This is a genomic window from Mesorhizobium sp. M0051 (genome assembly GCF_040323235.1).
Taxonomy (GTDB): Bacteria; Pseudomonadota; Alphaproteobacteria; order Rhizobiales; family Rhizobiaceae; genus Mesorhizobium.
In genome coordinates this window covers 315,088-341,327 of record NZ_JAMYUT010000001.1, presented here as the reverse complement: position 1 = coordinate 341,327, position 26,240 = coordinate 315,088, and the positions used below count along the sequence as shown (strand labels likewise).

Below are 26,240 nucleotides of genomic sequence, written 5' to 3'. Positions count from 1 at the left end.
TGTAATGAATCGCCGGCCCGTCGATCGTGACGGGCCGGCAATTGATCGAGGGGTTTACTTGCCGCGGCGGCGCAGCCCGTCGAAGTAGACGATGATGATGATGAGCGCGCCGGTGATGATGCGCTGCCAGAACGAGTTGACGTTGAGCAGGTTGGCGCCATTGTTGATGGTGGCCAGGATGAAAGCACCGAGCAGCGGTCCGTGCACCGAGCCGACGGCACCGAACAGCGAGGTGCCGCCGATGACCGACGAGGCGATCGCCTGCAACTCCCAGCCCTCAGCCTGGGTCGGATTGCCGATGCCGATGCGGGCGGCCAGCAGCACGCCGACGAAAGCCGCGCAGAGGCCGGACAGCGTGTAGGCCATGTAGATGGTGCGCTGGACATTGACGCCGGACAGGCGCGAGGCCTCGGCGTTGGAGCCGACCGAGAACAGATACCGGCCCCAGCGGCTGTGATGCAGGAAGATATAGGCCGGAATGCCGACCAGGATCACCATCCAGAACAGGTTGGGGATGCCGATGAAGGAACTGCGCGAGAACGCGGTGAAGGTGTCGCTGTTGATGTTGATCGAATTGCCGTTGGTCATCAAAAGGCCGATGCCGCGCAGCGAGGTCAGCGTCGCCAACGTGATGATGAACGGCGGCAAGCCCATCTTGACGATGCCGAAGCCGTGAAACATGCCGATGGCAACACCGACCAGCAGCGTCACCAGAATGGCGAGCCAGATCGGGAAGCCGGCATTGATCATCATGGCGGCGACGACGGTGGCGAAGCCGACCACGGCGCCGACGGACAGGTCGATGCCGCCGGTGATGATGACGAAAGTCTGGCCGACCGCCATGATGGCGATCATCGAACCCTGCCGCAGCAGGTTGGCGATGTTATTGGAAGAGGCGAAGCTCGGCGTCGCGACCGACAGGACGATCCAGAGCAGAACCAGCAACGCCAGAAGCGTCAGCCCGAACAGGACATTGTAGTTCCGTTTCGGCTTTTCGACAGCAATCGCCTCGGTGCTCATATCTGTCCTCCCTGCTTTTCTTGTTTCTCGGCGAGCGCCTGCGTGAGAATGTCCTCGTGGCTGGCGCCGCGAAAACCATGAGTCGCCACCAGTTTGCCGCGCCGGAACACATGCAGCGTGTCGGCCAGTTCGTAGACTTCCGGCAGATAGGACGAGATCAGGATGATGCCGGCGCCTTTCGACAGCAGCGCGCCGAACAATCGGTAGATCTCGGCCTTGGTGCCGACATCGACGCCGACAGTCGGTTCGTCGAAGATGAACAGCTTGGCGCCGTGCGCCAGCCATTTGCCGATGACGATCTTCTGCTGGTTGCCGCCCGACAGGCTGGACGCCAGAGCGCCGCGCGTCGGTGTCTTGATGCGCAGATCGGCGATCTGGCGATCGGCCTGCGTCTTTTCCTGCGCACTCGAGATCAGCAGATTGTTCGAGATGCGCTTGTAGATCGGCAGGTTGAGATTGAGGCCAACCGGCAGGTTGAGGCAGAGGCCCTGGTCGCGGCGGCTTTCCGGCGCCAGCGCCATGCCGAGCTTGATCGCGTCATGCTCGGATTTGACCTGAACCTCCTTGCCTGCCCAGAGAATCTGGCCGGCCGATTTGCGGTGGCGGCCATAAAGTGTCGTGACGAACTCGCTGCGCCCGGCGCCGATCAGGCCATAGAGCCCGACGATCTCGCCGGCGCGAACCGTCATCGAGACATTTTCAAACCCTTTGCCGGAAAGGTTCCGGGCTTCGATGATCGCGGCGCCCGGCGTGAAATGCTCCTTGTGGTAGACCTGCTCGATAGAGCGGTTGATCATCATCTTGACCAACTCGGCGTCGTTGGTCTCGGCGATGTTGCGGGTGCCGACCAGCATGCCGTCGCGCAGCACGGAAACACGATCGGCGAGTTCGAACACTTCCTCCATGCGGTGGCTGATGTAGATGATCGTCACGCCTTCGCCCTTCAGCCGGCGGATCAGGGTGAAAAGCTGGTCGGCCTCCTTGCGGGTGAGGTAGGCGGTCGGCTCGTCGAAGATCAGGAATTTGGTACCGCGCACGGTGGCGCGGGCCGCCGCTATCAGCTGTTGTTGGCCGATTGTCAGGTCGCCCAGCGTGACATGCGCCGGCAGGTCGAAGCCGAGATCGTCGATGATCTTCTGCGCTTGCCTGACCATGGAGCGCTGCTGCAGGATGCCGAAGCGCGAATTTTCTTCGCCGAGGAACATGTTGGCGGCGACGGTCAGGTGACGGCACAGCACGACCTCCTGGTGCACGGCATTGATGCCGAGCGCCATCGCCTCATGCGGCGTCGCCAAAGCAGCCGGCTGGCCTTCCCAGACGACCTCTCCGGAGGTGCGCGGCATGACGCCGGTCAAAAGCTTGATGAGGGTCGATTTGCCGGCGCCGTTCTCGCCGACGATGGCGTGGATCTCGCCGGACTTGAAGGCGAGGTTAACCGGCTTGAGCGCGTGGGTGCCGGGATAACGCTTCTCCAGCCCGCGCAATTCGAGGATGGTCCTGCCAGGCTCCAGCACAGGGGCCGGATGCAGTTCCTGCGCCGTCGATGTCATGACAATCCTCCCAGATTGGCCTCCCAGATCGGCCTCACGATTGGCACGCGGCGAGGCAAGGATATGCCGCGAAGACAGCCTAGCTCAGGCTCGTGGATTGCCAAGCCGTTTGTGCCGGCAGCGAATGTTTCCGGGGCGCGAGGCCCCGGAAACGATTTGGATGCGAAGGCTTAGAGCTTCGGATTGAGCAGCGCGTCGATTTTGGGGTCCTTCATGTTGTCCTTGGTCACCAGATTGGCGCCGGTGTCGACATTGGCCTCGACCTTTTCGCCCTTAGAGGCGGCGAGTGCGGTCTTGATGCCGTCATAACCCATCCGGTACGGATCCTGGACGACGAGGGCGGAAATGACGCCGTCGTTGAGGAACTTGATCAGCTTCTCGTCGCTGTCGAAGCCGACCAGCGCCAGCTTGCCGCCAAGGTTGTTTTCGGCGACAGCCTGACCGACGCCCTGCGCCATGATCAGGTTGGAGGCGAAGATGCCCTTGAGATTCGGGTTGGCGGTGATCAGGTCGGTGGCGATGTTGAGGCCGGTTGTGGCCTGGCCGTCGGCATATTTGTCGGCGACCAGCTTCAGGCCCGGATATTTGGCGGCCAGCTGTTCGGTGAAGCCCTGCTTGCGCTGTTCGAGCGAGCCGGCGCCCGGTGCGTTGGTGATCAGGGCGACGTCGCCCTCGATCTTACCGCCGTTGGCGGCGCCGATAGCGGCTGCAAGGCCGTCGGCAGCAACGCGGCCGCCCTGCACATTGTCGGTGGTCAGGAACGATGTGAAGGCCTTGGAGTCGGCGCCGGAGTCGATGCCGATAACCTTGACCTTGGCAGCGGCTTCATCGATCGGCTTGCCAAGCGCCTTGAACTCGGTCGGCGCAATGACGATGGCCCCCGGGTTGCTGGCAACGGCGTTCTCGAGGATCGAGACTTGGCCGTTGACGTCGGTTTCAGCCTGGGCGCCAAGTTCCGGCACGTTGACGCCGAGATCCTTGCCGGCCTTGCGGGCGCCGGCCAGAACGATCTGCCAGTAGAAGGACGTGGTGTCCTTGACGATGATCGGAATGGTCACATCCGCCGCCGAAACCGGCGCCGAATGCATGACGCCGGTGAGCATCGAAGCTGCTGCCAGCGCCATGACAGCGCGGCGGTTGAGAATGCTGGTCACGAATTTCATGAGGTTCCTCCCTAAGTCGCCCGGTGAACGTTACGGAAGCTCCGTTCGGATAGGCGTAGCCCAAACAGAACTTTATCAATAAAAAACAGTTGCCATGTTTTGATAGTGCATCGAACCGGCCGATGCAAGCGGTGTTTGACCAGTTCTCGGGAAGCCTGGCAGAGGCAGAGCCACCGCACTGCTTTCCCTCGCCGTCATCGAATGCTCCCGTTTCCATTCCGTGAGCGTATGGAATATTAATTCCACCCATTCGTCAATATGGAATATTCATTCTCTTATAGATTGCAAGGGTGTGAAACCGGATCGCCGTTCACCGAGCGGATCGCGTTTCACGCCAGCTCCTGCACCAGGGTATGGGGGCGATATCTGGCGTATTCCGTCTCAGGAACGTCGATGTCGAGCAACTCGAGGTTGCGGATCAGGTTTGCCAGCTTGGCGGTACCGGTCAGCACGGTAGCGACCATTGGTTCATGCAGCGGGAACTGGAACGCGGCCGCGGCCAGCGGATAACCGCCCTCGGCTGCGATCCTTTCCATCGCACCGACGCGATCGAGCACGTCATGGCTGGCAGGGCGGTAATCGAAATGCGAGCCTTGCACCGGCCCGGTCGCCAGGATGCCGGAGTTGAAGACGCCGCCGATGACCAAGGAGGTCTGTTGCGCACCGCACAGCGGCAGCAATTCCGCTTCGGCGCTGCGGTCGAGCAGGGAATAGCGGCTGGCGAGCAGGATGCAATCGAGCGGCGCCCGGCGCATCACGTCGAGACAGATCTGCACCTCGTTGACGCCGAGCCCATAGGCGGAAATGACACCTGTTCTCTTCAGCTCTTCGAGCGCCTTGAGGCCGCCATCCATCAGATCGCGAAAGTGCAGCTTGGTCTTCTCGGCGCCATGCGTGTAGGCGCCGATATCGTGGACGAACAGGATGTCGATCTTGTTCAGGCCAAGCCGCGCATAGCTGAACTCGACCGAGCGCATGATGCCGTCATAGGAATAGTCGTAATCGAGGGCGAAGGGCAGCGGATCGACATAGGAGTGATCGGGAACTTGGTCATCCGGCACCGGGCGGAACAGGCGGCCGACCTTGGTGGACAGCACATAGGAATCGCGCGGCTTGTAGCGCAGGAAGTCGCCGAAGCGTCGTTCCGACAGGCCGAAACCATAGAAGGGTGCGGTGTCGAAATAGCGCAGGCCGGCTTCCCAGGCGCCTTGCAGCGTCTCCATCGCGGCTTCGCGCGGACAGGCGCGGTACAGGCCGCCGAGGGCTGCGCCGCCAAAGCTGACCTCGGTGACCTCGAGCGCGGTGCGACCGATGCGACGCTTGTTCATGCGAAAACCTCCCCGTTCCCGACCATTGTCCGGCCGGGTCATCTTCAGATATCAGTGGAAACTAAAGCGTCGCGCCCAGGTGCCAGGGCACGAACTCGTTGTCGCCGTAGCCGAAATCCTCGCTCTTGGTCTTGCGGCCGGAAGCCGTCTCCACAATCAGTTCGAAGATCTCGCGGCCCATGCCGGCGATGGTCTTTTCACCGGAGGCAATGACGCCGCAATTGACGTCCATGTCCTCTTCCATCTGATGATACATGGTCGAGTTGGTGGCGACCTTGATCGACGGTGTCGGCCGGCAACCGAAGCAGGAGCCGCGGCCCGTGGTGAAGACGATGATGTTGGCGCCGCCCGCCACCTGGCCGGTCGCCGAGACCGGGTCGTAGCCGGGGGTGTCCATGAACACCAAGCCGCTGCCGGTGACCTTTTCGGCATAGCCGAAGACACCATTGAGCGGCGTCTGGCCGCCCTTGGCGACCGCGCCGAGCGATTTCTCCAGGATGGTGGTGAGGCCGCCGCGCTTGTTGCCGGGCGAGGGGTTGTTGTCGATCGAGGCGCCGTGCTTGGCGACGTGATCTTCCCACCACTTCACGAAGCCGTCGAGCTTCTGCGCGATCTCCGGCGTTGCCGCGCGATAGGCAAGCAGATGTTCGGCGCCGTATATTTCCGTGGTCTCGGAGAGAATGCCGATGCCGCCGACGCCAGCCAAGATATCGACGGCAGCACCCAGCGCCGGATTGGCTGTAATGCCCGACATGCCGTCGGAGCCGCCGCATTGAAGGCCGACGACGATCTCGCTGACCGGGATCGGCTCACGCTTCAACTGGCCGACTTCCTCGGCAATCTCAGCCAGCACGCCCATCGCCTTTTCGACCGATTTACGCGAACCGCCGGCGTCCTGGATGTTGAAATGGCGTTTGCCGGCAGCGACGCCCTTCTGGCCGTAAAGGGTGAGCTGGTTGACCTCGCAGCCGAGGCCGACCATCAGCACGCCGCCGAAATTCGGGTGGCGGGCATAACCGGCAAGCGTGCGGTGCAGCACCATCATGCCGTCGCCGGTGGCGCTCATGCCGCAGCCTTGGCCGTGGACGATCGGCACGAACCCGTCAATGCCGGGATATTTCGGCAGCAGGGTTCGGTTGGCGGTATCGGCGATCGAATGGCATACGGTGGCCGAGCAATTGACGCTCGCGACGATGCCAATGAAGTTGCGTGTGCCTGCGCGGCCATCGGCGCGGCGATAGCCCATGAAGGTGCGGGCGCGGTCTGCTTCCGTTGCGTGCTCGGCCTCGCTCGGCGGCACGACCGGCAAGCGACCGGACTCGAAAACGAGATTGTGGGAATGAACGTGCTCGCCGGCTGCAATATCCTGTGTCGCACGGCCGATCGCCTGCGCGTATTTGACCACGGCCTCGCCACCGGCGATCGGCTTGATCGCCACCTTATGGCCAGGTTCGATCGGAGCAGCGGCGAGGGCGCCGCCCGGCAGCACGGTGCCGATCTCGATGCGGCCGTTAGCGACGGCGACATTGTCGGCGGGGGACAGGAGGATGCAGTTGGAGGCGTTCACGGGCGGTTTCCTGGGTGATCCTGGGGTGCGCGGGCGGATTGACACGCGCCTGTTTAGATATAATGTCTTTTATCGTGAAAAAACAATTTTGCGTCAATTGTTTTTTCGCGGGGGAGTTCCGCATGTCCATCGGCGTTCAGGAAAGCGAATTTCGCTTTCAGGGGTCATGGGAACATCATATTGCGCTTCCGGCCGACGGCCGCAAGCGACGGCGTGCAACGGGTCAGGGATGTCGAAGAGCAACAACGTCTATAAGGATGCCTACAACCGCTGCCTGCGGCTGCTCGGCGAGACGCGCAGCCTGCCTTCGGAGCCGGAACTGGGCACTTTGCTTGGCGTCAGCCGCACCACGGTACGAACGATTCTTGCGCGCATGGAAGAGACCGGGCTGATCGCCTGGAACAAACGTGCCAAGACGGTGCTGCGCGAACCGCGTCCCGATGATTTCTTCCCCGAGGAAGAAACCGACACGCTGGCCGAGATCATCGAGCGGTCGTTCATGCGGCGCCTGCTTGCCGGCGGAGCGGAAGCCGGCATGCAGATCAACGAACTCGAACTGGCGCGCGAGATCGGCGTCGGCACCACCAGCGTGCGCGAGTTCCTGATCCGCTTCTCGCGCTTCGGCCTGATCGAGAAGCGCCGCAACAGCCACTGGGTGCTTAAGGGTTTCACGCGCGCTTTCGCGCTGGAGTTGACTGAAATCCGTGAGATGTTCGAACTGCGCTCGGCGGCAGCCTTCGCCGCTCTGCCGCAGGACAGCGCCGTCTGGGCCAATCTCGAACGTCTGGAAGACGAACATCGTCGGCTGGCAAGCGAGATCGCCACCCGCTTCAACGAATTCTCCGAGTTGGACGAGCGCTTCCACCGGCTCATCCACCGGGCGTCGCATAACCGGTTCATCGTGGATTTCTACGATGTCATCGCCATGATCTTTCACTATCACTACCAATGGAACAAGACGCGAGAACGCGAACGCAACGAAGTCGCGATCAATGAGCATCTGGTCTATATAGAGGCGCTGAAATCACGCGATCTCGGCAAGGTCGACGCCGCCTGCCGCAAGCACCTGAAGTCGGCGCGCCAGACCTTGCTGACCTCGATCCCCGAAATGCGGTCGCCCCAAAAATCATAAGGCGCGTCGCATCTGAAGGGCTGCGACGCGCTTCCTGCCGCGTTGCCGCAGCATCGAATTGGCGATTTTCCACCCGACGGCCTCGTGCTAGGAATGTTGCATTGCTGCGAAGAGGCAGGGTTTTGGGCGTATCGAGGAGACGGTGGAGCATACCGGTCGCGCTTGTCGCGGCCTATCTGCTGTTGCTCCAGTCGACGCTCGGCGCTTTCGCCTTCGGAAACGTGCCGAATGCGTCACAACTCGATGCCTTTGGCAACGTCATCTGCACCCATGGGGGTGCCACCCAGCTTCCCGGCGGCAACCAGCCGCCATCCCATCAGCCGGCATGCTGCGTGTTCGGCTGCGGCATGTTTTCGCCGGCCTTTGCGCCGCCGCCCGATGCCGGGCCTACACTGGACAGTCGGTCCTTTGAAACGGTAGCCTTTGTCTTCCGGGCGGCCATCCATCTCGACTTCGCGCGTGAGCGGTCGCCATCGAACCCGCGCGCGCCGCCGCCGACGGCCTGAGCCTGCTTGCCCGCCGGAACCTTTAGTGGGCGTACCCATCCAAAGATCAAACTGCTCGCGACCCGCAACGGGCGCGACCATCACTTCATGGAGCAACCATGTCCTATTTTTTCCCGGACGCCGCGCGTCCTATGCTCGGCAGCATTCTACACAGCATCGAAGAGCGTGTCGGCATTGCCATGCTGGCTTTTGCGCTGCTGTTCGTCGGCGCCCATACTGTCGTCGCGCATGAGTTCAAGGTCGGCGATATCGAGATCGGCCATCCCTGGTCGCGCGCCACACCGGCGGGCGCCAAGGTCGCCGGCGGCTATTTCACGATCACCAACAATGGCAGCGCGCCGGATCGGCTGGTGTCGATTTCCTCCGATATTTCTGGAAAAGCCGAGCTGCATGAAATGGGCGTCAAGGACGGCGTCATGACCATGCGACCGGTTGCCGGCGGCCTGGAAATTCCGGCCGGCGGCAAGGTGGCACTGGCGCCTGGCGGCTATCATCTGATGTTCTTCGGCCTGAAGCGCCAACCCAAGCAGGGCGAAAAGTTTTCCGCCACGCTGACCTTCGAGAAGGCCGGCGCCGTCAGCGTCGATTTCGCCGTCGAAGGCATCGGTGGTGGCGCCACGGACGATCACGCCAATTGATCCGGCCAGCTTCGCCAGTTTGAAATCAGAGGAACCATCATGAACAAGTATCTTTTGTCCGCCGCAGCACTTTTCGTGCTCGGGACAAATGCCGCTTTCGCGCATATCACGCTCGAAACCCAGGAAGCGGCCGTCGGCTCGACCTACAAGGCAATCTTACGCGTGCCGCATGGCTGCGACGGCAAGGCTACGACTGCAGTGCGCGTGCAGATCCCGGAAGGGGTGATCGCGGTGAAGCCGATGCCGAAGCCTGGCTGGACGCTACAGGCCAAGAAGGGCAAGTACGACAAATCCTATCAACTCTACGGTCAGGCGGTGAGCGATGGGGTCAAGGAAGTCGACTGGAGCGGCGGCAGCCTACCGGATGAATTCTACGACGAGTTCGTCTTTCGCGCGACGCTGACGGAGGATCTCCCGGTGGGCCAGACGCTTTACTTTCCGGTGGTGCAGGAATGCGACGGTGCCACCGTCCGCTGGATCGAAATCCCCGCAGCGGGCCAGGATGAAGACGCCCTCGAAAACCCGGCGCCCGGCATCAAACTGCTGCCGAAGAAATGATCTTTTCGGGCGGCGCGCTCGCAAGAGCGCGCCGCTTTATTTTTTGGTGGTGACATGAGCATGACGTCCTACCTGCAAACGGCTTCCACGACCGGCCACCGCGCCGGCCGGCTTGTCGTCGGCCTGCTGGCCCTGATCGTGTTTCTCGCCATCATGGCAAATCAGGCCTTCGCCCATGCCGCGCTGATCAAGACCGATCCGGCCGACGGCGCGGTGCTGGAACAGGGGCCGGCACAGTTCTCGCTCACCTTCAGCGAGCCGGTCTCGCCGCTGGTGCTGACCCTGGTGAAGCCCGATGGCACGCCGGTCCCGCTGACTGCCTTCCGTCTCAACGACCAGACGGTCGAAATCGACAACCCGCAGGAGCTCGCACCCGGCACGCACGTTTTGAGCTGGCGCGTCATTTCCGCCGACGGCCATCCGGTCGGTGGCTCCCTCCTGTTTTCCATCGGCGCGCCAAGTGCGCCGCCGGCGGTGTCCGAAGCCGTCGACTGGTCGCTGCGATCGGCGATCTGGATCGGCAAGGTCTTTCTCTACATCGGGCTCTTGCTCGGCGTCGGCGGCGCCTTTGCCCTTGCCTGGCTGGCCCGGGATGCCCACGCCGGACAGCGCTTCATCGCGGCTGCAATCTTGGGTGGGTTGGTCGCGGCACCGCTGTCGCTCGGCTTGCAGGGGCTTGATGCGCTCGGGGCACCGCTCTCCAATCTGGCGCAGCCGGTCATCTGGCGGACCGGGCTCGGCACCAGCTTCGGCTGGACGGTGCTGGTCGCGCTGATCGCGCTGGGGCTCGGCCTGCTGTCGCTGGCCGGACCGCGCGCCGCCGCCAAGCCATTTGCGCTGGCCGGCCTGGCCGGGGTGGGTGTCGCGCTTGCCGCCAGCGGCCATGCCAGTGCCGCCGAGCCGCAATGGCTGACGCGGCCAATGGTGTTCCTGCACGGCGTTGGCATTGCCTTCTGGGCCGGCGCGCTGATGCCGCTCGGCCTGGCGCTGAAGGGGCAATCGGCGGAGGCCGCGCCATTCCTACGTGCGTTTTCTAGGCTGATCGTGCCGGTAGTGGCCGCGCTAGCGGCTGCCGGTGTCGTGCTTGCCGTCATCCAGGTGCAAACGCCCTCGGCGCTGATCAACACGGCCTATGGCTGGCTGCTGTTGGTCAAGCTCGGGCTGCTGGTCTTTCTCTTCACGCTCGCCGCCGTCAATCGCTGGAAACTCACTGCGGCGGCCGAGACCGGATCGACGCAGGTGCAACGCAGGCTCTCCCACTCGATCGGCGTCGAACTGCTGATCGTGCTGGCTATCTTCGGCGTGGCCGCGGGCTGGCGTTTCACGCCGCCGCCACGGGCACTGGCGATCGCTGCGGCGCAACCGGCCTCGGTTCACATCCATGCGCTGCAAGCGATGGCCGATCTCAGCATCACGCCCGGCCATGCCGGACCAGTTGTCGCCTCGATGATCATCATGACCGGCGATTTCGGACCGTTCGACGCCAAGGAGGTGACGCTGGTGCTGTCGAAGCCCGATTCCGGCATCGAACCGCTCAAACGCGCGGCGACCAAGCCCGGCGACGGCAGCTGGCGCGTCGACAATCTCGTCATACCGGTGCCCGGCCGATGGACGGTGCGCATCGACATTCTGGTGTCGGACTTCGAGTTGGTAAAGATCGAGGCGCCAATCGACATCAGGCCCTGACCGCCAGACGCTCTCAAGGCCAAACTCATCATGGTCTGCTGCAACACAATTCGGCAAGGCGGTTGACGCGACCCAAAAGGCCCGTCAATCATCCCGACAAAATTGCGGGCTGCAATCAACAAACCCGAAGGGTAGGAAAACGATGGAAAAAGCCGAAATCGGCCTGATCGGCCTTGGCACGATGGGCTCCAACCTGGCGCTCAACATCGCCGAGCACGGGCATCGCATCGCCGTCTTCAACCGCACCAGGGCGCGCACCGACGCTTTCGTCGAGAATGCCGGCGCGCTCAGGAGTAGGGTGGTGCCCTGCTACAGCCTGGAAGAGCTTGCCGCCGCCATCCGTCCACCGCGCCCGATCATCATCATGGTGCTGGCCGGCAAGCCGGTCGACGAACAGATCGCCGCCTTGCGCGGCGTGCTGTCGGCCAACGACATCGTCATTGATGCCGGCAATGCCAATTTCCGCGATACGATGCGGCGCTTCGCCGAGCTTTCCGGCTCGGACCTCACCTTTATCGGCATGGGCGTGTCCGGCGGCGAGGAGGGCGCGCGCCACGGACCGTCGATCATGGTTGGCGGCACGGAGGATTCCTGGAAGCGCGTCGAGAAGGTGCTGACCGCGATCTCCGCCAAGTTCAAGGACGAACCGTGCGCGGCATGGCTTGGCACGGACGGCGCCGGGCATTTCGTAAAAACCATCCACAATGGCATTGAATATGCCGACATGCAGATGATCGCCGAGATCTACGGCATTCTGCGCGACGGCCTTGGCATGGGACCGAAGGACATCGGCACGGTGTTTTCCAACTGGAACAAGGGCCGGCTCAATTCCTACCTGATCGAGATCACTGCCAAGGTGCTGGCCGCCGACGATCCGAAGACCGGCAGGCCGGTGGTCGACATCATCCTCGACCGTGCCGGCCAGAAGGGCACCGGCAAATGGTCGGTCATCGAGGCGCAGCAGCTCGGCATTCCGGCGACCGCGATCGAAGCGGCGGTGGCGGCGCGCGTTCTGTCGTCGATCAAGGACGAGCGACTGGCGGCGGAAAAGGCCTATGGCAATATCGGCGTGACCAGGATTTCCGGTGACAGGGATGCCTTGTTGAAAGACCTCGAACTGGCGCTGTTCGCCGGCAAGATATCAGCCTATGCGCAAGGTTTCGCTGTGATGAGCGGCGCCTCCAAGGAGTTCAACTGGAACCTGCCGATGCCGACCATCGCCAAGATCTGGCGCGCCGGCTGCATCATCCGCTCGCAGATGCTCGACACCATGGCGGAAGCCTTCAGCAATGGCGGCGCCTCGACCAATCTTCTGATGGCGCCGGCCTTCATCTCATTGATGCAGGAGGCGCATCCCTCGCTGCGTCGTGTCGTGGCACGGGCATCGGAGGCCGGTTCGCCGGTGCCGGCGCTGTCTTCGGCACTTGCCTATTTCGACAGTTACCGCCAGGGCCGCGGCACCTCGAACCTGATCCAGGCTCAGCGCGACTTCTTCGGCGCGCACGGTTTTGAACGCATCGACGATGCGGGCGCGTTCCACGGGCCGTGGGGCAGCGGAGCGGCTGGCTAGCATCGCGGGTTAGGCGGGCACTGGCGAGCTGAACGCCTGGACGTCGCCGGCGACGACAAGGCTCTGCAAAGAGCCTGGTGCGGCGCCGCCAATCAAGCCGAGCACCGAGCGGGCAAGTTCGGAGCCAGCCAACCGGAAATTCTCGTTGACGACCAGCAATTCCCTGCGGAACAGGTGCAGCAGGTCCGACGACTGCTTCGATACGACATCGACATCGCGGCCGAGCTTGAGACCGGCATCCTCGATGCCGGCGACGATGGCCAGCGTCGCCGCGGCGGCGCTGCTGACGAAGCCGTCCGGCCTGACATCACGGCGCATCACCTGAGCCGTCCTCATCCTGATCTGCTCGATCGTGTGATCGATGGAAACGGTGTTGAACGGAATTTCGCTGGCGCCGACCTCGCTTAGCGCATCGGCAAAGCCGTTCAACGTATGGCTGTAGTAGGTCAGTCCGGGCGGTGGCGACAGAAGTGCCAGCCTGCGCCGGCCTATGCTGGCCAACCGGCGCACGGCTGCACTCGCGAACGCATGGTTGTCGAAGTCATGGTAGGGGTGCACGAGACCCATGTCGGTGCGGCCATGCGTGGCAAAAGGCATGCCGTGCTCAAGCATATAGCGGGCGCGCGGATCGTTGGGCTGGGTGCGTGAGATGATGACGCCGTCGGCCGAGCCGGTCTCGACCAGATAGCGGATCGGCTCCATCGGATCCTGCGAGCGCGAATAGGGCGTGACGATCAGGTGATAGGGCGTTTCGGCGAGCACTTCCGAAACGCCGTAGATGATATCCGAGACGAAGCTCATGATCTCGCGATCGGTGTTGAGCACCAGGCTGATGACATTGGTCCGGCCCGTGCGCAGGCGCACGCCAGCGCGGTTCGGCCGATAGCCGATCTGCTTGGCAACGAGTTGGACGCGGCGCCTGGTTTCGGCGCCGATTTCCGGGGCATCCTTCAGGGCGCGCGACACGGTGGTGACGCCGAGCCCGGTCATGAAGGCAAGCGTTTTCAGCGTCGGTCGCCCCTGCGCCGACGCTTCCTCGTTCTTTTCCGTACGCCGTCTGTCCATTCGTCCCGCCCGTCAGGCGCATAGCAGCCGTAGGCCGGGCGGGCAATCGTCGTCATTGCGATATGGTATGCGTTCCAGCCCGGCGGGGCTTCAATATACTGAAACGTTACAGATTGCCAATGTCGAGATGCCGACCACTCGTGGCGAGGTAGACGCCCGCTTTGCGAAACCCACTGGGAATCCAGAAGAAATCGCCCTCGTCATCGGTTTTGCCGGCTCTTACGCATCATTTTGGCATTTTGCATTGCAGCAAGCCATGTTGCAGCGCACATGCTCATGCGAATTTGTTCGTCACTCGAAAAAATGTGGAACTCGCTTGGTTCATGGGGTTGCGCAGGCCGCGCAATTCCCGTATCGAAAATCTGTAACGTTTCAGATTCTGGGAGGAACCGAAATGCGCTATAAACTTTTGACCGCTGCGCTGGCGGCGACAGCCGCACTGCAGTTCGCCGGTCCGGCCGCCGCAACCGACCTGGAGGTCACCCATTGGTGGACTTCAGGCGGCGAGGCCGCGGCTGTCGCCGAGTTGGCCAAGGCTTTCGACGCCACCGGCAATCACTGGGTCGACGGCGCCATCGCCGGCTCCGGCGGCACGGCGCGGCCGATCATGATCAGCCGCATCACCGGTGGCGATCCGATGGGCGCCACCCAGTTCAATCATGGCCGGCAGGCTGAAGAGCTGGTCCAGGCCGGCCTGATGCGCGACCTCACCGATGTCGCAACCAAGGGCAAGTGGACGGAAGTCGTGCGGCCGAAGAGCCTGCTCGACAGCTGCACCATCGACGGCAAGATTTATTGCGTGCCGGTCAACATCCATTCCTGGCAGTGGCTGTGGCTGTCGAACGAGGCCTTCGAGAAGGCCGGCGTGCCATTGCCGAAGGACTGGAATGAATTCGTTGCGGCAGCGCCCGCGCTGGAGAAGGCGGGCATCATCCCGCTCGCCGTCGGCGGACAGGCCTGGCAATCCTCAGGCGCCTTCGACGTGCTTTTGGCAGCGGTCGGTGGCACAGACACCTTCCTCAAGGTCTACAAGGACAAGGACGCGACTTTTGCCGCCGGGCCAGAAGTAGCCAAGGTCTTCAAGGCTGCGGACGATGCCCGCAAGATGGCGAAGAACACCAATGTGCAGGACTGGAACCAGGCGACCAACCTCGTCATCACCGGCAAGGCCGGCGGCCAGATCATGGGCGACTGGGCACAGGGTGAGTTCCAGGTTGCCGGCAAGACCGCAGGCAAGGACTATACGTGTCTGCCAGGACTGGGGCTGAATGAAGTCATCGCCACAGGCGGCGACGCGTTCTACTTCCCGCTGCTGAAGGATGCCGACAAGTCCAAGGCGCAGGAGGTGCTGGCCGAAACGCTGCTCGATCCCAAGACGCAGGTTGCCTTCAATCTCAAGAAGGGTTCGCTGCCGGTACGCGGCGACGTCGATCTCAATGCCGCGAACGACTGCATGAAGAAAGGCCTCGCGATCCTCGCCAAGGGCGCCGTCATACCGTGGACGGACCAGTTGCTTTCACAAGACACCCAGAAGCAGAAGGAAGATCTCTTCGCCGAATTTTTCGCCAAGCCGGACTTGACCGTGGAAGAGGCGCAGAAGCGCTTCGCCGCCCTCATCGCTTCGGCGGACTGACGTTGAAGTCTACTCACCTCGCTCCCGGCCGTAACAGGGCCGGGAGCAGACCGTCCTTACCCAGCCGGCTGACGACATGAGCAAGAGCGAACGCCCCAACCCGCTGTTCCGCAACCTCAATGCGAAGGTCGCCTCGATCCCGATGATCCTAACCGCGATGGCGGTTTTCGTCGGCGGTACCGTTTGGACGGTGCTCTACTCCTTCACCAATTCGAAGCTCTTGCCGCGGCTGAATTTCGTCGGGCTTGACCAATATTACCGGCTGTGGGCGACGCCACGCTGGCTGATCTCGATCGAGAACCTGCTAATCTACGGCGCGATCTCACTGGTGTTCTCACTGGTCGTCGGCTTCCTCCTTGCCGCGCTGCTCGACCAGAAGATACGCTTCGAGGACACGTTCCGGACCATCTTCCTCTATCCCTTTGCGCTCTCGTTCATCGTTACCGGCCTAGTATGGCAGTGGCTGCTCAACCCGGACTTCGGCATTCAGCATGTGGTGCGGGGGCTGGGCTGGGAGAGCTTCAGCTTCGACCCGCTCTACAATTCCAGCATCGTCATCTACGGCATATCGATCGCGGCACTGTGGCAAGGCACCGGGCTCATCATGTGCCTGATGCTGGCCGGACTGCGTGGCATCGACGAGGACATCTGGAAAGCCGCGCGGGTGGATGGGATACCGATGTGGAAAACCTATCTGTTCATCGTCATCCCGATGATGCGGCCGGTCTTCATCACCACGCTCGTCATCATCGCGTCCGGCATCGTGAAGGTCTACGACCTCGTCGTGGCCCAGACCAGCGGCGGCCCGGGCATCGCTTCCGAAGTGCCCGCCAAATACGTCTATGACTACATGTTCTTCGCCCAGAACCTCGGCCAGGGTTTTGCCGCCTCGACCATGATGCTGCTTTCGGTGGTAATCGTCATCGTGCCTTGGGCCTATCTCGAATTCGGGCGGCGCAAATGAACATTGCAAACACCACCGCTGAAACAAGCGTTGCCGCCGGCGCGCGCCAGGACATCATCGGTCCCTACGGCCCGAAGCCGCGCCGCATGATTTCGCGCCGCAACATCTTTCTCTACGGCACATTGTTTGTCATGGCGGCCTACTACCTGTTGCCGCTCTATGTGATGGTCGTCACCTCGCTCAAGGGCATGCCGGAGATCCGGCTCGGCAACATCTTTTCGCCGCCACTCGAGATCACCTTCGAGCCCTGGGTCAAGGCGTGGTCGACCGCCTGCACCGGGCTCAACTGCGACGGGCTTTCGCGCGGCTTCTGGAATTCGGTGCGCATTACCGTGCCGTCGGTGCTGCTGTCGATCGCTATAGCCTCGGTGAACGGTTACGCGCTGGCCAACTGGCGCTTCAAGGGCGCCGACACATTTTTCGTCATCCTGATCGTCGGCGCCTTCATCCCCTATCAGGTGATGATCTATCCGATCGTCATCATCCTGCGCGAGATCGGCCTCTATGGGAGTCTCAGCGGGCTGGTGATCGTCCATTCCATTTTCGGCATGCCGATCCTGACGCTGCTTTTCCGAAATTATTTTGCCTCGATGCCGGAAGAGCTGTTCAGGGCGGCGCGCGTCGACGGGGCAGGCTTCTGGGGCATCTTCCTGCGGATCATGCTGCCGATGTCGCTGCCGATCTTCGTCGTGGCCATCATCCTGCAGGTGACCGGCATCTGGAACGACTTCCTGTTTGGCGTCGTCTACACCCGCCCCGATACCTATCCGATGACGGTGCAGCTCAACAACATCGTCAACTCGGTGCAAGGCGTGAAGGAGTACAATGTCAACATGGCCGCCACCATCCTCACCGGGCTCGTGCCGCTCGTCGTCTACTTCATTTCCGGTAAGCTTTTCGTGCGGGGCATCGCCGCCGGCGCGGTGAAGGGATGACGGCGATGACGGCAGCCAACGGCACCAGCGTTTCTATCCAGGACCTGTCGCTGAATTTCGGTGTGGTGACTGTCCTGGAGACGCTCAATCTCGACGTCGCCGAGGGCGAGTTCATCGTGCTGCTCGGGCCTTCCGGCTGCGGCAAGTCGACCTTGCTCAACTGCATAGCCGGCCTGCTCGACGTTTCCGAAGGCCGCATCTTCATCAAGGGCAAGAATGTCACCTGGGAAGAGCCCAAGGACCGCGGCATCGGCATGGTCTTCCAGTCCTACGCGCTCTACCCGCAAATGACGGTAGAGAAGAACCTGTCCTTCGGCCTGCGTGTCGCCGGCACGCCGAAAGACGAGATCGCCAAGCGCATCGCACGGGCCGCCGAGATCCTGCAGATCGAGCCCCTGCTGCAGCGCAAACCGGCGGCACTCTCCGGCGGCCAGCGCCAGCGCGTGGCGATCGGACGGGCGCTGGTGCGCGATGTCGATGTTTTCCTGTTCGACGAGCCGCTGTCCAATCTTGATGCCAAGCTGCGGGCCGAGTTGCGCGTCGAGATCAAGCTGCTGCATCGCAAGTTGCAGAACACCATGATCTACGTCACCCACGACCAGATCGAGGCGATGACGCTGGCCGACCGTATCGCGGTGATGAAGGGCGGCGTCATCCAGCAGCTCGATGCGCCGCAAACCATCTATAACAGGCCGGTCAACCGCTTCGTCGCCGGCTTCCTCGGCTCGCCGGCGATGAACTTCATCAACGGCCGTCTTGAAGACGCCGACGGCGGTTGGCGGTTCGTGGCCGACTCTCTCGAGATACCACTCGGCACTTATGACTTTGCCGGTCCTCCAGCCGCCGGCCCCGCCGTATTCGGTATCAGGCCCGAGCATGTCAGCCTGAACAGCGGCACGGGCTGGCCATTCTCGACCGCCGCCAATGTCGAGGTGGTCGAACCGATGGGCTCCGACACGCTGGTCTGGCTGAAGCTTGCCCAGCAGAATTTCAGCGTCCGGGTGACGTCGGAACGCACGCCCAACAATGATGAGGCGGTGACGGTCGGCTTCGATCCGATGCGGGCCTCGCTTTTCGACGCCGAAACCGGCAACCGCATCTAGCTCTCGACAACCATCCTCCACCGACAATCCCAAGCAAAACGGACAGAGACGATGAACTGGTCATTCCAACTCTACAGCGCCCGCAATTTCCAGCCCTGGGAAGGTGTGCTCGCCACGCTCGGCAAGCTCGGCTACACCCAGGTCGAAGGCTTTGGCGGCGTCTATGATGATCCCAAGGCCTTTCGCGCTGAACTCGACAAGAACGGGCTCGCCATGCCGACGGGACATTTCTCGATCGACGCGCTCGAGAACGATTTCGACGGCGTGTGCAAGATTGCAGACGCGCTTGGCATCAACCTGCTCATCTGCCCTTTCCTGATGCCCGACCAGCGGCCATCCGATGCGGCCGGCTGGCGCGGCTTCGGCGAGCGGCTGGCCAAGGTCGGCGACGCCGCGAAGAGGGCCGGCTACGGCTTTGCCTGGCACAACCATGATTTCGAATTCAAGAAGCTCGCCGACGGCTCGGTGCCGCAGGATCTCATTCTGTCGGCAGCACCCGACATCGGCTGGGAGATGGACGTCGCCTGGGTGGTGCGCGGTGGCGATGATCCGTTGCCCTGGATCGAGAAGTACGGCAAGCGCATCAGCGCCGTCCATGTCAAGGACATGGCCAAGCCGGGCGAGGGGCTGGATGAGGATGGCTGGTCGGATGTCGGCCATGGCACCATCGACTGGGCCGGTCTGATAAAGGTGCTGCGCGCCAAAAGTGCTGCCCAATACTACGTCATGGAACAGGACAACCCCAACGACATCGAGCGCTTCGCCCGCCGCTCCATCGCAGCCGTCAAGACCTATTAGGAGCAATCAGCATGGCAAAGAAACTTGGGATCGGCGTCATCGGCTGCGGCAACATCTCGAAGGCATATTTTTCACTGGCGCCGCTGTTTCGCGGCATTGAGATGCGCGCTTGCGCCGACATCAACATGGATGCGGCGAAGGCGCGGGCGAAGGAGTTCAAGCTGCGCGCCGAGACCGTCGACGGACTGCTGAAGGCCGATGACATCGACATCATCGTCAACCTGACCATCCCGGCGGTGCACTACGAGGTGTCGAAGCAGATCCTCGACGCCGGTAAGCACGTCTATTCGGAAAAGCCGTTCGTGCTGTCGGTCGAGGAAGGACTCGACCTGAAGAAACGCGCCGAGGCGAAAGGCCTTCGCATCGGCTCGGCTCCCGACACATTCCTGGGCGGCGCGCATCAACTGGTCCGCGACTTGATCGACACCGGCAAGCTCGGCAAGATTACCAGCGGCACCTGTCACGTCATGGGCCACGGCATGGAGCACTGGCACCCCAATCCCGATTTCTTCTTCCAGCCAGGCGCAGGTCCGGTGCTCGACATCGGACCGTACTACATCACCAATCTGATCCAGCTGATCGGACCGGTGAAGCAGGTCGCTGCCTTCGCAACGACGCCGGCCAAGGAACGCACGATCAGTTCAAAGCCGCGCGCGGGTGAAAGGATTCCGGTCAACACGCCGACGACCATCCATGGCCTGCTGGAGTTCGAAAACGGTGCGGTGGTGACGCTCAACACCAGCTGGGACGTTTGGGCCCACGGCCACGCGCCGATGGAACTCTACGGTGAAGGGGGTACGGTGTTCGTGCCTGATCCAAACTTCTTCGGTGGCGACGTGCGCTTCACTAACTCGGCCAAGCCGGTCAAGAAGGCGCCGAAATGGTCGCATCCGTTCGGCGTTCCCAACGAAATGCATTCGCAAGGCATGATGGCCAATTACCGCACATCAGGCCTCGCCGACATGGCGGTGGCGATCGCGGAAGGCCGGCCGCACCGCTGCTCGATGGAACTGGCGCTGCATGCCGTCGATGTGATGACCGGCCTGTTGCGCTCCGGCGAAACCGGCAAGTTCGTCGCCATGCAGACCACCTGCGAACGGCCGGCCGCACTTGGCGTCAAGGAAGCGAAAGAGCTCTTGGCAAAGAAGAAGTAGGCAGCGCACCTCAACCCTCTCCCCGTTCCGACGGGGAGAGGGTAAGGGTGCGGGGCGAAGCCTGCTCGCTGCGTTGCCGCGATGCCTGGCTTGCTTCCGTTTGAGGATTTTCCGATGCCCTACATGCCCGCCGAAACCCGCTACGAGAAAATGATCTACAATCGCTGCGGCCGCTCCGGCCTGAAGCTGCCGGCGATCTCGCTGGGGCTATGGCACAATTTCGGCAACGACACGCCGCACCGCACGAAGCAGGCGATCGCGCGCAAGGCCTTCGACCTGGGCATCACGCATTTCGACCTCGCCAACAATTACGGCCCGCCGCCCGGCTCGGCCGAGACCGCTTTCGGTGAAATACTGCGCACCGATTTCGCCGTCTACCGCGACGAGCTAATCATCTCGACCAAGGCCGGCTATGAGATGTGGGCCGGCCCTTACGGCGAATGGGGCGGGCGTAAATATGTGCTGGCCAGCCTCGACCAGAGCCTGAAGCGGATGGGACTCGACTACGTCGACATCTTCTATTCGCATCGTTTCGACCCAGATACGCCGCTGGAAGAAACCATGGGCGCGCTCGACCATGCCGTGCGCTCGGGCAAGGCACTCTATGCCGGCATCTCGTCCTACAATTCGCAGCGCACGCGCGAGGCCGCCGATATTTTGAAGCAGCTTGGCACGCCTTGCATCATCCACCAGCCGAGCTATTCCATGCTGAACCGCTGGGTGGAGGACGACGGTCTGCTCGATACGCTCGAAGGGCTCGGCGTCGGCTCCATCGTGTTCTCGCCGCTGGCGCAAGGCATGCTCACCAACAAATATCTTGGCGGTATTCCTGATGGCAGCCGCGCCTCTCAGGGAAAGTCGCTGAAGACAGCTTTCATCAACGACAAGACCATCGCCAGCATCAAGGCGCTCGACGCCATCGCCGGCAAGCGCGGGCAGACGCTGGCGCAGATGGCGCTGGCCTGGGTGCTGCGAAAGGGCAAGGTGACCTCGGCGCTGATCGGCGCCAGCCGGCCGGAGCAGGTCGAGGACTGTGTAGGCGCGCTCAAGGTGCTCGACTTCAGCGACGCCGAACTCGCCGAGATCGATACCTATGCGCGCGAATCCGACATCAATCTGTGGGCGTCTTCGGCCGAGCGCAAAGGTCCGCCGAGGAAGTAAACCCGCTCGATAAGCCGGCAAAGCAAAAAACGGCGGGCGTTCCCGCCGTTTTTTCATGTGAATCGAGATAGCCGTAGTTCAGGGCGTCTTCGGCTTCTGAGCCGTGCCCAGTCCCGCCTTGGGCTTTGCAGGCGCCGGAGCAGAAGTTTTCATTTTGGCCTCGATCCAGCCGGTGTAATTGGCCAGCCGGGTGTAGATGCCATAAGCGTCCTTGTGGCCGCAAGCAGCACTGCCGTCCGCAGGGCCTTCGCCCCAACTGACGACGCCGACCTGGACCCGGCCGCCGGTGCCGGTCATGAACAGCGGGCCGCCGCTGTCGCCGTTGCAGGCATCGCGCACGCCGCTCGTGGTGCCGGCGCAGATCATGTTGCCGGTCAGTGGGTCGGTCATGTCGGCGGCGATCGCATTGGCGGCCGCGTCGATGCCTTTTTCCGAATAGCGCATACGGTGGGACAGATCGCCAAGTGCTGCCTTCAGGTCATGCGCATAGATGGCCTTGATGCCGCTGTTGCAGGCGGTGTTGGGCTCCAGATCGAGGTCGGCAACCATCAGTGTCGTCGGGAAGGTGCCATCCTGCATCTTGCCCCAGCCGGTGACCGTCGTCTTGCCGGTATCGGGCGTTGCGTCATGGGTGATCTTGATGGTCGGCGCATCGGCCGGTTCAGCAAGCCGGAGCAGACCGAGGTCGTTGTCGAGAGTTTGCTCGCTGTAGCCTTCGTTGACGATAACCTCCACCACCTTGTGGCGTTTACCCTCGCTGAGATCGGTGGCGCCGGTCAGCACGGTGACGCTCTCCGGCGAAATCGGCCGGCCCTCATCATTGAGACAGTGTGCCGCCGTCAGCACCCATTGCGGTGCGATCAGGCTGCCGCCGCAGAACTGGGCATTGGCCTGCGAGACCGGGTTCTCGTCCAGCCTGTCGGTGGTGAGCAGCGCCACCTGAAATGGATAGGCGCCCTTTTCTGCCTGGTTGCCGCCATAGACGCGGTCGGCGCCGTCGGGGTTCTCCGCCGCGGCCTTCGCTCTTGCATCGGTCACCCTCTTCATTGGCGAAACCGCCGCTTCGGGCTTGGCGGCAGCTTCGTCCGCCTGGGTGGAGTTGGCGCCCGCAAGGGCGGCAGCGATGCCGAGCAACGACGCGGCGGCGATCGGCTTGAACCGATGGATAATGTGCACCTGAAATCCTCCTGAGACACGTTCCCGAACGAGCCAGCCCCGGTGCATGATCAACGAAACAGTCGCCGGCAAGCAGGCGTTGCTTCGCGGACCGCGTTCCCGTGCGGAACCCACTCAAAACCCTATAGCCCCCCACGGGCTACGTGGAAGCGATTTGTCATTCCAATGTTGTATTAATTTAGGCAATATATCTGTGCGGGGTGTCTTTGGCGGGGCCTTCGATAGACCGTATGGGGTGATGATCAGGTTCAGGCGCCGGTAATCAGGCCCGTTTTTCGGCTTCACCACGATCTCGACAATATTTCTATATCTTGATCCAGTCCTTGCTGACTTTTGGGAGAGTCTCACCATGACAAAACTGATAAACGTACTTATTGCGTCCGCATTGCTTTCCACCGCAATGTGGGCGGTACCGGTTTTCGCCGCCGATCCTGGCTCGGCCAGTGCCGGCAATGGCGAAAGCATGCGAGACGTGACTTCAGGCAACTACAAGCCAGGGCGGGCAAAGCCAATCGCGCCGCCGAAGCTGACTGACGAGGACAGCCGCGCCGCGCCGCTTGCTGACGAAGCAACGGCTGTCAAATCCTATGGCATCGTCGGACGGTCCGCCGATGGCAAGGAGATCAAGATCGAGCCGAGCGAAGCGCTGAGGGATCTTATCATCAAGGAACTGAATGCTCCGGCCAATGGAAAAGACGGGGCTGAGCGGAAGACCGAGGATCCGGATCTCGGCGAAGGCGAAGCCGGCCGCCAGGTTTTCGGCACCGACGATCGCGAGCAGGTCAAGAACACCAAGACCTATCCGTTCTCGGCGATAGGCTATCTCGAAGCCAAGTCGGCGAAGACGGGCAGTTATGGCAGCTGTTCGGCAACGCTGATCGGCCCGCGCACGGTGCTCACGGCGGCGCACTGCCTCTATAGCCATGAGGACAAGGACTGGCTCTCCGAGTATCTGTTCGTGCCAGGGCTCAATGGCAGCACCGCCGATGACGCACCATTCGGCGCCTTCGCCTTTGAAAGCGCCTATGTGCTGCAAGGCTTCATCGACAACTACCAGGGCTATTATGGCTCCGTGATCCCGTGGGATCTTGGCATCATCACGCTGAAGGAGGATGTCGGCACCAACCTCGGCTGGCTGGGCTACGCCAACTATGACGATCTCGGCGACTTCACCGCCAACCTCGTCGGCTATCCCGGCGACAAGCCAATGGGTACGATGTGGAAGGCAAACTGCGAAGTGCAAGCCGAGAACATCGCCCCGGAATATTTCCAGTATGACTGCGACACGTTCCCGGGATCGAGCGGCAGCTCAGTTTATGCCTATGACAACAATTCCAAGCAGCGCATCATCACCGGCGTCAATGTGGCGGAAAGCCCCGACGCGAACACAGCCGTTCGCTTGAACGCTGCCAACATCCAGTGGATCAACAGCCTGTACAAATAATCGCTGCGCATTCGCAGTGGAAAGGCGGCGGAGCAATCCCGCCGCCTTTTGCTTGGCGGCACTTCCGCTGCGGTTCTCTTGCACGAGGCTGGTTCGCCGACTACGCTTGAACGGCCAAGAGGTAGGCATCCAAAGGGGTTTTGGGATGGCGCGGGTGAAGGTAGTGTTGGCGATCGCGGCCGCGTCGATGCTGGTCGCATTGATGCTTTCGCCAGCCTTCGCCGATCCGGCCGCCGCACCAGCCGCTGGCGTCTGGGCGGAACGGGTGCAGATCCTCTACCAGGCAGACACGCGCTCCGTGCTGCGCAGGACGGTCCGGGTGTGGGATTTCCATCCGGAAAAGGGACTCGACTTCGTCTGGGAGCCGGCGGCGGGCCAGTCGCCTGACCGGACGATTGCCGAAGACGGCACCATCAACGGCAGGGGTAGGCTGGTGTGGCGGGTGCGTGGCTCGGCCAGCTATGATCCCAAAACCATCTATTCCAGCTATTTCGGTGACATCAGGCAAGGCCGCTTCGACGGGCAGGGCCGGCTCGAGCTGCGTTCGGGCGAGGTTTTCGATGGACATTGGCTCGCCGGAGAACTCAACGGCAATGGCGTCCATCTCGATGTGGAGGGCAACCGCTACGAAGGTCAGTTCGTTGCCGGCGTGCCGAATGGCGAGGGGCGGCTCCTGTCAAAGACGGGGGAGATTTTTGCCGGCTCATTTGTCGACGGGTTGAAGGATGGCAAGGGCCGCACCCGGCTGGCCGGAGGCACCGCCTACGATTCGCAATGGGCAAGGGGCAAGGAGGTCGGCGGCTCGCGCCCCGACGTGCTGGCCGACGCCAAGGTGGGCGGACTCCTCAAGGCGCAGACCGGCGGCGGCGATGCCGGCAAGGTCGAGATCGGCGTGGCCGTCGACCAGCGCATGACCCAGCAATCCGACATGCAATACCAGCATCTGGTGCGCGACGAGGACATCGCGATCTATCCGCAATCCGATCAGTACAATGACAGCTGGAGCGGCACCGGCCAGGTCGCCACCGGCAATGTCTATCAAGGCATGGATTGGGAGGACTCGCCGGCCTTTGCCGAAGTTGATCTCAAGACGTCCGATCAGTCCAAGGTCAAGCTCGACAGCCTGGAGATGAGGGTTGCCGCCAGCGATGCCTATCGCAAGCCGATGCTGTCGATATCGGAGCATTTCGGCTGCGTCGGCTTCAGGCCGGATTTCTCGATCGTCAACAATGGCTGGGGCGACGCTAAGGACATGAAGATGTCGATCCAGTTCACCGCGGTCGATGACGAGGGCAATCCGACCGGTGATCCCAGCCGCATGTTTACAAAGGACGTCGGCAGTTTCGGCGACGGGGTCGACGTGTCGGTAAAGAGCGTGCTCACGGAGGCCGGCGTCGATACGGCCAGCCTGGAGACAGGGCGTTTTCCCTGTCCTTCGGTAGACAGTCTCAATGTCTGCCGCAGCCAGCTGACCAACAAGATCAAATTCGGCGAGGTCGCTGACTATCTCGACAATGTCGAACAGGCGATGACGCTGAATGCGATCGGCAAGTTCGACTATTCCTGGGCGGACGACAAAGGTCATGTCTACCAGCAGAGCGAGCCGTTCCGCACCTCCATCACCATGGCGGTCTTTGAGACACCGGAATCAATGGCCGAATGCGGTGATGGCGGTGGCGGTACGCCGGAAGCCATGCGCTACCAGAACATCGAGTTTCCGATCGGCAAGTATGACTACACAATCGCCATGCCGGTGCGCGGCAACAAGAAGATCAGCGCCTATACGGCGCGGCTGAAGATGTGGTCGTCAATGTCGTCGATCCACAGGTTCAGCATCGCCGCGCATTTCGCCGACGGCAGCGTGCGCGAGAGCAAGCCCGTAACCTTCTTCTATTTCCGCCCGAAGCAGTCGCTGTTCGAGACCAAGACCGAGCCGGCGGCCTGCTACTTGCCGCGCGATATGGTCGGCTGCGGCTAGGGTGCCTTGATATTCAGATGATGCCGGCCTGCAAACGGCAGCTTCCTGTGCTTCCGGTGCTCGCGTACAAAAAGTACGCTCCGCTCCGGTTCTCGGAACCTACCGTTTTCG

At 62.2% G+C, this 26,240-nt stretch carries 22 protein-coding genes; 15 read left to right on the top strand and 7 right to left on the bottom strand.

Annotation, left to right across the window (positions count from 1 at the left end; translation table 11 throughout):
- Positions 1 to 54: 54 nt before the first annotated feature.
- The 5 genes from NKJ90_RS01620 to NKJ90_RS01600 all read right to left on the bottom strand — a co-directional run bounded on the left by NKJ90_RS01620 (position 55) and on the right by NKJ90_RS01600 (position 6,628).
- The gene (locus NKJ90_RS01620) at positions 55 to 1,020 is read right to left on the bottom strand and encodes an ABC transporter permease (RefSeq protein WP_023760803.1); all 966 of its coding nucleotides are present in this window, start codon (positions 1,018 to 1,020) and stop codon (positions 55 to 57) included.
- Positions 1,017 to 2,570 (bottom strand): sugar ABC transporter ATP-binding protein, encoded by a 1,554-nt coding sequence (locus NKJ90_RS01615; RefSeq protein ID WP_023760802.1) that lies wholly within the window; start codon positions 2,568 to 2,570, stop codon positions 1,017 to 1,019. The genes NKJ90_RS01620 and NKJ90_RS01615 overlap by 4 nt, the downstream gene beginning before the upstream one ends.
- Before the next feature lie 170 nt (positions 2,571 to 2,740).
- Positions 2,741 to 3,733: an ABC transporter substrate-binding protein gene (locus tag NKJ90_RS01610; RefSeq protein ID WP_023760801.1), complete on the bottom strand. Its 993-nt coding sequence runs from the start codon at positions 3,731 to 3,733 to the stop codon at positions 2,741 to 2,743.
- A 329-nt stretch (positions 3,734 to 4,062) separates the two neighbouring features.
- Complete coding sequence (locus tag NKJ90_RS01605; protein WP_023760800.1) at positions 4,063 to 5,061, bottom strand: aldo/keto reductase; 999 nt, start codon at positions 5,059 to 5,061, stop codon at positions 4,063 to 4,065.
- 61 nt (positions 5,062 to 5,122) lie between these two features.
- Entirely contained in the window at positions 5,123 to 6,628 is a 1,506-nt protein-coding gene (locus tag NKJ90_RS01600) for a UxaA family hydrolase (protein WP_023760799.1), read from the bottom strand.
- A gap of 229 nt (positions 6,629 to 6,857) precedes the next feature.
- Between NKJ90_RS01600 and NKJ90_RS01595 the strand changes: the two genes are divergently transcribed.
- The 6 genes from NKJ90_RS01595 to gnd all read left to right on the top strand — a co-directional run bounded on the left by NKJ90_RS01595 (position 6,858) and on the right by gnd (position 12,718).
- The gene (locus NKJ90_RS01595) at positions 6,858 to 7,760 is read left to right on the top strand and encodes a GntR family transcriptional regulator (RefSeq protein ID WP_352485569.1); all 903 of its coding nucleotides are present in this window, start codon (positions 6,858 to 6,860) and stop codon (positions 7,758 to 7,760) included.
- Positions 7,761 to 7,909: 149 nt separating this feature from the next.
- A complete protein-coding gene (locus NKJ90_RS01590) occupies positions 7,910 to 8,266 on the top strand; it encodes a DUF2946 family protein (protein WP_023760798.1) in 357 nt (118 codons plus the stop codon).
- A gap of 98 nt (positions 8,267 to 8,364) precedes the next feature.
- Positions 8,365 to 8,904 carry a copper chaperone PCu(A)C gene (locus NKJ90_RS01585; protein ID WP_023760797.1) on the top strand — a complete coding sequence of 180 codons (540 nt, stop codon included), beginning with the start codon at positions 8,365 to 8,367 and terminating at the stop codon, positions 8,902 to 8,904.
- A 39-nt stretch (positions 8,905 to 8,943) separates the two neighbouring features.
- Positions 8,944 to 9,462 (top strand): YcnI family copper-binding membrane protein, encoded by a 519-nt coding sequence (locus NKJ90_RS01580; protein WP_023760796.1) that lies wholly within the window; start codon positions 8,944 to 8,946, stop codon positions 9,460 to 9,462.
- Between the two features lie 54 nt (positions 9,463 to 9,516).
- Entirely contained in the window at positions 9,517 to 11,148 is a 1,632-nt protein-coding gene (locus NKJ90_RS01575) for a copper resistance CopC/CopD family protein (RefSeq protein ID WP_023760795.1), read from the top strand.
- 142 nt (positions 11,149 to 11,290) lie between these two features.
- Positions 11,291 to 12,718, top strand: a complete 1,428-nt coding sequence (gnd, locus tag NKJ90_RS01570) for an NADP-dependent phosphogluconate dehydrogenase (RefSeq protein ID WP_023760794.1) — start codon at positions 11,291 to 11,293, stop codon at positions 12,716 to 12,718.
- A 9-nt stretch (positions 12,719 to 12,727) separates the two neighbouring features.
- Here gnd and NKJ90_RS01565 read toward each other — a convergent pair whose 3' ends face one another.
- Positions 12,728 to 13,783, bottom strand: coding sequence for a LacI family transcriptional regulator (locus NKJ90_RS01565; protein ID WP_352485567.1), 1,056 nt, complete (start codon positions 13,781 to 13,783; stop codon positions 12,728 to 12,730).
- 394 nt (positions 13,784 to 14,177) lie between these two features.
- Between NKJ90_RS01565 and NKJ90_RS01560 the strand changes: the two genes are divergently transcribed.
- The 7 genes from NKJ90_RS01560 (at position 14,178) to mgrA (ending at position 21,531) form a co-directional block, all read left to right on the top strand.
- A complete protein-coding gene (locus NKJ90_RS01560; RefSeq protein WP_023760792.1) occupies positions 14,178 to 15,416 on the top strand; it encodes an ABC transporter substrate-binding protein in 1,239 nt (412 codons plus the stop codon).
- 76 nt (positions 15,417 to 15,492) lie between these two features.
- Complete coding sequence (locus NKJ90_RS01555; protein WP_023760791.1) at positions 15,493 to 16,380, top strand: carbohydrate ABC transporter permease; 888 nt, start codon at positions 15,493 to 15,495, stop codon at positions 16,378 to 16,380.
- Complete coding sequence (locus NKJ90_RS01550; RefSeq protein WP_031260681.1) at positions 16,377 to 17,315, top strand: carbohydrate ABC transporter permease; 939 nt, start codon at positions 16,377 to 16,379, stop codon at positions 17,313 to 17,315. Before NKJ90_RS01555 ends, NKJ90_RS01550 begins: the two co-directional genes overlap by 4 nt.
- 5 nt (positions 17,316 to 17,320) lie before the next feature.
- Positions 17,321 to 18,418, top strand: a complete 1,098-nt coding sequence (locus NKJ90_RS01545; protein WP_023760789.1) for an ABC transporter ATP-binding protein — start codon at positions 17,321 to 17,323, stop codon at positions 18,416 to 18,418.
- A 51-nt stretch (positions 18,419 to 18,469) separates the two neighbouring features.
- The gene (locus NKJ90_RS01540; RefSeq protein ID WP_023760788.1) at positions 18,470 to 19,216 is read left to right on the top strand and encodes a sugar phosphate isomerase/epimerase family protein; all 747 of its coding nucleotides are present in this window, start codon (positions 18,470 to 18,472) and stop codon (positions 19,214 to 19,216) included.
- An 11-nt stretch (positions 19,217 to 19,227) separates the two neighbouring features.
- Complete coding sequence (locus NKJ90_RS01535) at positions 19,228 to 20,370, top strand: Gfo/Idh/MocA family protein (protein WP_023760787.1); 1,143 nt, start codon at positions 19,228 to 19,230, stop codon at positions 20,368 to 20,370.
- A gap of 114 nt (positions 20,371 to 20,484) precedes the next feature.
- The gene (gene mgrA / locus NKJ90_RS01530; protein WP_023760786.1) at positions 20,485 to 21,531 is read left to right on the top strand and encodes an L-glyceraldehyde 3-phosphate reductase; all 1,047 of its coding nucleotides are present in this window, start codon (positions 20,485 to 20,487) and stop codon (positions 21,529 to 21,531) included.
- A gap of 78 nt (positions 21,532 to 21,609) precedes the next feature.
- Here the strand turns inward: mgrA and NKJ90_RS01525 are convergent, their stop codons facing one another.
- On the bottom strand, positions 21,610 to 22,707 hold the full coding sequence (locus NKJ90_RS01525; protein WP_352485563.1) for a S1 family serine peptidase: 1,098 nt from the start codon (positions 22,705 to 22,707) through the stop codon (positions 21,610 to 21,612).
- A gap of 349 nt (positions 22,708 to 23,056) precedes the next feature.
- Here NKJ90_RS01525 and NKJ90_RS01520 point away from each other — a divergent pair, with 349 nt between their 5' ends.
- Together NKJ90_RS01520 and NKJ90_RS01515 are read left to right on the top strand one after the other, a co-directional pair.
- On the top strand, positions 23,057 to 24,151 hold the full coding sequence (locus NKJ90_RS01520) for a trypsin-like serine peptidase (protein WP_352485561.1): 1,095 nt from the start codon (positions 23,057 to 23,059) through the stop codon (positions 24,149 to 24,151).
- Between the two features lie 145 nt (positions 24,152 to 24,296).
- Complete coding sequence (locus NKJ90_RS01515) at positions 24,297 to 26,129, top strand: MORN repeat-containing protein (RefSeq protein WP_023760784.1); 1,833 nt, start codon at positions 24,297 to 24,299, stop codon at positions 26,127 to 26,129.
- Positions 26,130 to 26,240 lie beyond the last annotated feature (111 nt).